This is a genomic window from Streptomyces klenkii (genome assembly GCF_003626645.1).
Taxonomy (GTDB): Bacteria; Actinomycetota; Actinomycetes; order Streptomycetales; family Streptomycetaceae; genus Streptomyces; species Streptomyces klenkii.
This window is the reverse complement of sequence record NZ_RBAM01000111.1, coordinates 1-1,263: the sequence shown is the minus strand read 5'-3', so window position 1 is coordinate 1,263 and position 1,263 is coordinate 1. Positions and strand designations below refer to the sequence as shown.

At 74.2% G+C, this 1,263-nt stretch carries 2 protein-coding genes; one reads left to right on the top strand and one right to left on the bottom strand.

All coding sequences use genetic code 11. The features are described from left to right. The coding region (locus D7231_RS36780) for a hypothetical protein (protein ID WP_120760405.1) at positions 1–520 on the top strand (520 nt) is incomplete at its 5' end. Positions 521–618: 98 nt separating this feature from the next. Here D7231_RS36780 and D7231_RS36775 read toward each other — a convergent pair. Then, positions 619–1,263: site-specific integrase (locus tag D7231_RS36775; protein WP_479685692.1), on the bottom strand; the 645-nt coding region annotated here is incomplete at its 5' end.

Here is a 1,263-nt window from a genome sequence, read left to right as displayed (position 1 = left end):
CCGCCTCTACCGGCAACTGGAAGACACCCTCGCCCCCGCACCGGCCGGCGGCTGGTACGTCAGCAGCCTCCACGGCACCACAGGCTCCCGCCCGCCCGCCTCCCTCACCCGCGCCGACCTCACCGACGGACTCCGCAGCGGCGTCACCGCCGCCCTGGTGTCCTGCGTCCGCGACTGGGCCGACGCCGGCGGCCACGAACACCCCGACTGGCCCGCCGGGGACGACCAGCGCGTCACTACCCTGTGCCGCTGGCTGCGGTGGCGCCTGGACTGGGCGTGTGGCATGCACGAGGGCGTCGGCGACAGCCTCCACGCGATCAGCCGCCTCTACCGGCAGACCTACGCCCCGGCGACCGGGGAGAGAGGCGAGCGGCACGTCGCGGTGCGCTGCCACTGCCGGGCCGTGCTGTGGGTCACCGTCTCCACCCCGGGCGCCACCTGCGCCACCTGCGGCGCCCGCTACGGCCGCCAGGAGGCGATGAAACTGCCCCTCGCCGGGCGGGCCGGAATCGCCGCGTAGCCCCTTCCCGCGGCGGCTGGGCGGGAGTACCGTCGCCGCACCAGGGAGGGGACAACCCCCCGAGCCCCCGCCGCATCACGCGGCGGGGGCTCTCTGCGTCACAGGCCGATGTCCTCCGATGCGGCGTCGGTCCACTTGTCGGCGTCGCGGATGTAGCCCCAGAAGACTGGGGAGTTGTCGGCGTGGCCGGACTGGGCGCGGATCTTCTCCTCACGTTTCCCGGCCACGCGGCTGGTGGTGATGAACCCGGCCCGCATGCTGTGCCCGGTCAACCGAACGGCGACGCCGGCTCGCTCGGCGTTGCGGGCGATGATCTCGCGGCAGGCGGCTGGGGAGAGGGCGTGGTCGCCGATGTTGCCCCACCGGTCGATGGGGACGAACGCGGGGCCCGTGACGATTCCGGCTGCGGAACACCAGGTCAGCCAGGCGCGGACGGGGCAGGTGTCAGGGCTCTTGCCGTAGCCGACGACCACGTCGCGGGCCGGGCGGCCCTTCACTGACGGCACGCGGACTTCGAGCCCTTGGGAGACGTGGACGATGCCGTCGCCGCGGAGGGCGGACACCTCGGCGGAGCGGCCGGCTACGGCGAACGCGAGGAGCCAGAGGGCGTGGTCGCGGAGGCCGGTGAGGCTGTCGGGGACGGCGGCGGCCATCTGCCGCAGCTGCTCGGGTGTGGCGGCAGCGGCTTTCCCTCGGCCGCGTGCGAGTCGTTCGGGGTCGGCCTTCATGGGCTTGAGCGCCTT